7 protein-coding genes and 1 pseudogene are annotated in these 6,074 nt (G+C 54.8%); 2 read left to right on the plus strand and 6 right to left on the minus strand.

All coding sequences use genetic code 11. The annotated features are described in order from the left end of the window. Positions 1-945: 945 nt before the first annotated feature. The 6 genes from HZU72_RS23430 to HZU72_RS23455 all read right to left on the minus strand — a co-directional run bounded on the left by HZU72_RS23430 (position 946) and on the right by HZU72_RS23455 (position 5,577). Positions 946-1,407 (minus strand): DUF2892 domain-containing protein, encoded by a 462-nt coding sequence (locus tag HZU72_RS23430; RefSeq protein ID WP_172117333.1) that lies wholly within the window; start codon positions 1,405-1,407, stop codon positions 946-948. A gap of 137 nt (positions 1,408-1,544) precedes the next feature. After that, entirely contained in the window at positions 1,545-1,958 is a 414-nt protein-coding gene (locus HZU72_RS23435) for a DUF6691 family protein (protein ID WP_041158399.1), read from the minus strand. Continuing rightward, positions 1,955-2,416 (minus strand): YeeE/YedE family protein, encoded by a 462-nt coding sequence (locus HZU72_RS23440; RefSeq protein WP_041158400.1) that lies wholly within the window; start codon positions 2,414-2,416, stop codon positions 1,955-1,957. Before HZU72_RS23440 ends, HZU72_RS23435 begins: the two co-directional genes overlap by 4 nt. 5 nt (positions 2,417-2,421) lie before the next feature. Next, positions 2,422-4,188: a SulP family inorganic anion transporter gene (locus HZU72_RS23445; protein WP_180096354.1), complete on the minus strand. Its 1,767-nt coding sequence runs from the start codon at positions 4,186-4,188 to the stop codon at positions 2,422-2,424. Between the two features lie 7 nt (positions 4,189-4,195). After that, positions 4,196-4,642, minus strand: a complete 447-nt coding sequence (locus tag HZU72_RS23450) for a protein tyrosine phosphatase family protein (RefSeq protein ID WP_041158402.1) — start codon at positions 4,640-4,642, stop codon at positions 4,196-4,198. 20 nt (positions 4,643-4,662) lie between these two features. Then, positions 4,663-5,577, minus strand: coding sequence for an MBL fold metallo-hydrolase (locus HZU72_RS23455; RefSeq protein WP_039857571.1), 915 nt, complete (start codon positions 5,575-5,577; stop codon positions 4,663-4,665). 167 nt (positions 5,578-5,744) lie between these two features. Between HZU72_RS23455 and HZU72_RS24285 the strand changes: the two are divergent. Both HZU72_RS24285 and HZU72_RS23460 read left to right on the plus strand, forming a co-directional pair. After that, positions 5,745-5,963, plus strand: a pseudogene (locus tag HZU72_RS24285) (transposase); the annotation flags it as partial. A gap of 4 nt (positions 5,964-5,967) precedes the next feature. Next, positions 5,968-6,042 (plus strand): YgaP family membrane protein, encoded by a 75-nt coding sequence (locus HZU72_RS23460; RefSeq protein ID WP_083868688.1) that lies wholly within the window; start codon positions 5,968-5,970, stop codon positions 6,040-6,042. Positions 6,043-6,074 lie beyond the last annotated feature (32 nt).

Genomic DNA, 6,074 nt, shown 5'->3' on the forward strand with positions numbered 1-6,074 from the left:
ATTAGTTCATGCCCATGCTGGGCGTACACAAGTCAAGCCACCCGGACGTCAAAGCCGCTGCGCGGTTTCGCCGCCGGTGCTTGAAGCGTTAATCAGAGACGTCTAAAAGGCCCCTCCTGGCCGAATGCAGAGCTTCAAGCTAAGCTGATGGTGAGACGGCAGTTGACGACCCAAAGCGGAAGTTGCGGCCAATTAGGCATGTTGGTTCGACAGTGTTATGCAGCCGGTACGATATTGATGCTTTGCTGCCGAGCTGTATTTAGTTTCACGTGATTTCAAGGGTATAGATCGTGAATGAAATGCGGTATAACCCAAATGAACGTGCCAGCGGGTCAACTCAATAAATGAGTTGGCAGTCTTATACCTGTTAAGCATACGACACTATGAATCTTGAGAGGGCGTTGAAAAGTCAGCTGGCATTGTTCACACCTTGCACAGTCATTGCATTTCGTTCAACAAGCTGCACCAGATCGCAGTGCGGCTATTTATCGACGTGGGCGGCGGTTAATTTGCGTTAGCCGATGATCTTCTCAAACTTGGCTATCAGAATTTTAGTGTTCTAGGTATTTCAAACGAAGCAATCCAAGCAACCAAGCAACGTTTCGAGACAGTCTCAAACACTGTGGAATAATTGTTCGTGGATATTACCACTCATACAACTCTGCCCAAACAGCGCTACGTTGTTTGGCATGATTGCGCAGTATTCCACTTTCTAGTTGTGCCAGGAACAGCTGTTTTAGCACGTAAACATAAACCTTGAGCAGGGTAAGTACATTACTCAGCGGACTGAAAGACACTGGGGGGAGGTGTAGCGTGCAGAAATAAGCTCTACTCTCTTAATAAAGGAGAGCAGAGCGGTGATTTGGCATGTACATTTTGGTCCTGCCGCTAAGGGTCGGACTTGCTTGGCCTGACGAGCATTCGCTTGGATAAGCGGGAGCGCTCTTAACGTTCTACTCTGTCCAGCACTTCATGCATGCGGTCATGCGGGCTTGCCGGCGAAACGCTTTCTAATTGGGAAAAATCTCCACGTAAGGCTTTAAGCGCATAGCGTTCTTGGTCAATTTCTTTTGAAGTGCGTACGTCACGTTTACGGAAGATAACAATGGGTGGACACCATCCTTGCAATGCGTGTTGCAGCAGAAAGCCGGTTACCGCCGCAGGCAACAGGAGCCATCGCTTATCGACTAACGCCCCAAGGGCCACTCCAGCCAAGCTCAGGGTAGCCGCGTTCGCTTCCAGAGTGCGTTCAATATCCCACTCATGGTCGAGCTCATGCAGACGGTGCTCAATTTCATGAGGATATTGGGCGAAGTACGCAATGTTGTCTTCGGTGCGCCGCCGGATATGCTGGTTGATGCTTTCGGCAGTATTCTGCTCAACGCGTGAAGTCGTTGAAGGCAGCATGTGACCTCCTTATCCTTAAGTTAATATGTCCAAAGATATCTTTAACCAAGAGCTAGCAATCTTAACGCTAATCTAGATCTACACTTTTAGTTCTATAATTCACTCTTAGCAAGCGGTGGTTTAAGCTCAAGCGCTGGTCAGCGGCTGCCTGAGAACCGCTTTGCTAACCACCACCCGCCAATCATTGCCACAAGCATCGCGACGAGAGGCGTGCTCAGTCCGACGACCGAGGCGATGGCAGGACCTGGACAGTAGCCCGAAAGCCCCCAACCAATGCCAAAGAGCGCCGCCCCACCGAGCAAACGGCTATCGAGTTCACGCTTGGTTGGTAGTTGAAATTTATCACCAAAAAAAGGGCTGCTCCGACGCAACACCAACCGGTAGCCGATGAAGGTAGTGATGACGGCCCCGCCCAGTACAAAGGCCAAGGTAGGATCCCATTCGTCGGCGATATCCAGAAAGCTGAGAACACGCGCCGGATCGGTCATGCCTGAAATGGCGAGGCCGAGTCCGAACAAGAGCCCTGCGGCGTAAGCCATTAAGGTTCTCATGCCCCACCTCCTATCACATGTCGGGTGATATAGACGGTTGCCATGGCACTCAGCAAAAACGTGACGGTAGCCGCCATCGAACGCGGCGATAGACGTGACAGGCCACATACCCCATGACCACTGGTACAGCCGCTGCCGAGCCCTGTCCCGACACCCACCAACAGCCCCGCAATCAACATCAGCATCACGCCACCGGCGGGATCACCAATAACCTCATTGGGCTGTCCCACCACGTTTCCCAGACCACCTCCCGCCAGAACGAGCACAACAGGCCCGGTGACCAGGCCAACCAAGAACGCGGCCCGCCAAGCGCTGTGGCCCTTTGGAGGCGTCGTCACCAGCGTGCCGGCGATGCCGCTGATACCGGTGATACGTCCTAGCGTGGCCATCAACCAGGTAGCGGAAATGCCGATGAGTATACCGCCGGCCAATCCTTGCAGATTTGAAGTCCAATCCACTTCGTTTACTCCTTAGTTTGGTGAACCTGTTGGGTGTTGGTTGCCTGAGCCAACGACGTTTTCTCTTGATGCAGGCTGCGCCAAGCATCGTAGGTACTGAGGAAGACCTCGCCGCCGAGCGCTTTCATGAAATCGGAGCCACGAAGCTTGTCCATAACCGGCCCCTTGACCTCGGCCAGATGCAGCGCCACGTCGGCATCCTTCAACCGAGCGTTGATCTCCTCTAGGCTCTCCAAGGCCGAGGCGTCGATGGTATTAACTGCCTGACACGCCAGCACGATATGCTGCAATTCGAAGTCACGGGAAATCAAGGCCATCACGGTATCCTCAAGGTAACGGGCATTGGCGAAATAAAGGCTTTCGTCGATGCGGAGTATGACCAGACGCTTATCGGTCTCAACGTCGTGACGCAGGACATTTCGGAAATGCTCGCTGCCCGGCACTCGGCCGACCACGGCGCTATGGGGACGGCTGGTACGGTAGAGATGCAAGGCGAGCGATAGCCCTACGCCGGCCAGGATGCCGCTTTCCACCCCATGGCCCAGGGTGGCGATGATGGTTACCAACATGGCTACGCCATCACTGCGGGAGTAGACCCAGTTTTTTTGCACCGCGCCCAAATCCACCAATGACAGGACGGCGACGATAATGGTTGCGGCGAGCGTGACGATGGGGAGATAGGCGATCAACGGTGTCAGCAGCAACGCGGCCAGTGTGATGCCTATGGCCGTGAACGCACCTGCCGCCGGAGTCTGAGCGCCGGCATCGAAATTGACCACCGAACGGGCAAAGCCACCCGTCACCGGCATGCCGCCAGAGAAGGAAGCCGCGATATTCGAAGTGCCAAGACCGATCAGTTCCTGGTTTGGCTCGATGCGTTGCCGACGCTTGGCGGCCAAGGACTGACCTACCGATACTGACTCTACGAAACCGACCACGCTTATCAGCAAGGCAGCTACTAACAGTTCACGCCATAGCCCAAGGTCCAAACCTGGTAAGGTAAGCGGAGGTAGGCCGGCCGGTACTTCTCCCACGACGGCTACGCCGTGCTGGTCGAGCTGCCAGGCCCAGCTCGCTAGGGTGGTCAGCGCCACGGCAAGAATCGGTGCTGCCTTGGACAGCATATCCGCTGAGCGTGACGGCAGGCCTAGCGACAGGAGCCCTGGCTTCAACCAACGCCGGGCAGCATAAAGAAAGACCAGCACACCTAAACCGATGGCAAGAGTAATCCCATGGAGGCTGCCCACGTTTACCCACAGGTCGCCCAGTAATTCGATCATGTTGTGACCCGAGGCTTCCACCCCCAGCAGGTGTCGGGCCTGACCGATCGCGATGAGCAGCCCCGAGGCGGTGATGAATCCGGAGATCACGGGATGACTGAGGAAATTGGCCAAGAAGCCCAGTCGCGCCACCCCCATGAGGATGAGAAGCAAACCAGACATCAGTGCCAGTACCAGTGCAGCGCCCAAGTATTCCGGCGACCCTTGCGGGGCGACGCGACCGATGGCCACCGCTGTCATCAGCGAGACCACTGCCACTGGCCCTACCGCAAGGGTGCGGCTGGTCCCGAAAATCGCATAAACGAACAGCGGAGCGATGCTTGCATAAAGCCCCACCTCGGGGGGAAGGCCCGCCAGCATGGCGTATGCCAGCGACTGCGGGATCAGCATGACGGTCACGATTACCGCTGCCAACAGGTCGCTGGCCAACGTATCGCGTCCATAGCCGGGCAGCCACTGGAGTATAGGTAGATAATGCTTCAGGCTGGCCATAGCACGCTCACGACCCAGAATCACCCTTTGCCTGATGGGCTTGTTGTTCAAGCCTGTCGCGCAAGGGCTCCAAGTCATAGCCAGCCGCATTGGCTGATTCGATCAGCTCGGATACCGGACGCTGCGGGGCGAGTGATAATGCCCACAAATGGGCCACGCGTTTTCCCGTTCGGCAGAAGCCGAGCACGGGGGCCTTTGCAGAATGCAGCACATCTGAATAGGCATCGATGTCCGCCTTTGCGTATTCCCCAGGCTTTACGGGAACTTCATGCCAGGCCATGCCCAGTGATTTGGCCTTAGCCTTGAGGGCATCGGGATCCGGCTGGTCATCACTTTCCCCGCGCGGGCGATTGGAGATAATGGTGCGGAACCCTTGTTCGGCAAGCTGTTCAAGTTCGTCGAGGCGAGGTTGTGCTGCCACGTAAAGGCGATCATCGAGTGGTTTGATATCCATAGGTTACCTCCTTGGTCGCTTTAGGAACGCGCCTCATCATCCCAGGCGGCCCCCGGTAGAGCATCGAGGGGAATCTTCAGGTAACGACGACCATTATCCTCTGGCTCTGGCAGGTCGCCGCCCCGGATATTGACTTGCAAAGCGTGCAGGATCAGTTTCGGCATGGGCAGCTTGGCGTCACGTTCGTTACGCAAAGCGATGAAGCTTTCCGCTGTCGGGCTGTCTTGGAGATGAATATTGGTTTCGCGCTGGACACTCACCGTGCTTTCCCACTCTGGCTCGCGATCGCCGGGCATGTAGTCGTGACCGGTAAAGAGCCGAGTGTCGTCCGGCAGTGCCAGGATGGCCTGAATGGAATCCCACAGTTTGTGAGCATTGCCCCCAGGGAAATCGGCACGGGCCGTACCACCATCCGGCTGAAACAGCGTGTCGTGCACGAACGCCGCATCGCCGATGACGTAGGTGATCGACGCCTTGGTATGGCCGGGCGAGAACATAATCCGGCCTTCTATCTCGCCCACGTGGAAAGTATCGCCCTCTACAAAAAGGTGGTCCCACTGTCGGCCGTCATCCGGAAAGTCGGGCCAGTTGTATATATCCTTCCATAGCGCTTGCACTTGCGTAACGTAAGCTCCTATAGCCGTTGGTGCCCCTGTCTTTTCCTTAAGATACTGTGCTGCCGAAAAATGGTCGGCGTGTGGATGCGTATCGAGTATCCAGTCAACGATGAGCCCCTCCCGTGCGACGTAATCTAGTAACTCATCAGCATGGTGGGTTGCAGTGGTCCCTGACTTCTCATCAAAGTCCAGGACAGGGTCAAGGATGGCACAGCGCCGTGTCGCAGGGTCACTGATAATATATTGAACGCTTGAGGTTCTTTGATCGTAAAAGCCGGCCACGTCCGGCCTGCCTGGTGAGTGTCGGAAATTACGCATATTCTTCCTCATTCTCCATTTTAGTTACAAGCCTAGACCATATTGGAATAACAAGAAAACAATGAAACATGTTTATACAAACATCAAGTAAAAGTGACATCTCCCCCTCTGATTGGGTTGCGCTACACTTTAGATTTCGATCCTACTAGCAAGGAGCACGGACATGCATGAGCGTTAGCACACAACAGTTCATAGGTCTCTTGGGTGAAGCAGATGCGGGGCTGCCTATTAATGAGCCATACCGTCGGCATGGTTTCTCGGAAGCAAGTTATTACTTATGGTGCAGCGAATTGGGTGGAATGAGCTAGCCAGATTCCAAGCGACTCAACGAACTCGAAGTCGCGAAGACAAGATTAAAGAAGCTTTTCACTGAGTCGCTACTGGAGATGATTGCCGCTAGCCACCGGGCTATTTAACTTCTGCCCAGCTTATAAATTAATAGGCATTAATACATGTAAAATTTAATGGCTCTTCGACGTTGGGTGTGGAATTCGCCC

It is taken from the genome of Vreelandella sedimenti, assembly GCF_013416325.1.
GTDB lineage: Bacteria > Pseudomonadota > Gammaproteobacteria > Pseudomonadales > Halomonadaceae > Vreelandella > Vreelandella sedimenti.